This is a genomic window from Streptomyces bobili, from assembly GCF_002154575.1.
Lineage (GTDB): Bacteria > Actinomycetota > Actinomycetes > Streptomycetales > Streptomycetaceae > Streptomyces > Streptomyces bobili.
This window is the reverse complement of the sequence record NZ_MUBA01000638.1, coordinates 1-513: the sequence shown is the minus strand read 5'-3', so window position 1 is coordinate 513 and position 513 is coordinate 1. Positions and strand designations below refer to the sequence as shown.

1 protein-coding gene is annotated in these 513 nt (G+C 72.5%); it reads right to left on the bottom strand.

Going from position 1 to position 513, the window contains the following annotated elements; genetic code table 11:
• Nucleotides 1-513: inositol monophosphatase family protein (locus BZL64_RS35260; RefSeq protein WP_279634651.1), on the bottom strand; the 513-nt coding region annotated here is incomplete at both ends.

Here is a 513-nt window from a genome sequence, read left to right as displayed (position 1 = left end):
CGCGCGCGTGCGCCACACCTCGCGGGTGAGGTCCAGGAAGCCGTTGAGCCTGCCCTGCTCCTCCCAGCCGCCGAGCGAGGAGTACGCGAACGAGGCGTCGGAGAGGGTCGAGACCTTCGAGACGTGCATGCGGCTGGCCGACGTGAGGCTGCGGCCCGTGTAGGCGCCGTGGCCCTTCGCGGCCCACCAGCGGCGGCCCAGCGCCGGCGCGGACACGACACCGACGACGGGCTGGTAGCCGCCCTCGGCGGCCTCCATCAGCGAGATCAGGGTGGCCCAGACGGGGACGCCGCGTACGTAGTTCTTCGTGCCGTCGATCGGGTCGATCACCCAGCGGCGGGGGCCGGTGCCCTCGATGCCGTACTCCTCGCCCAGGATCGCGTCACGGGGGCGGGCCCGCTGGAGCTGGCCGCGGATCAGCTCCTCGGCGGCCTTGTCCGCCTCGCTCACCGGCGTCATGTCCGGTTTGGTCTCGACCTTGAGGTCGAGGGCCTTGAAGCGGGCCATGGTCGC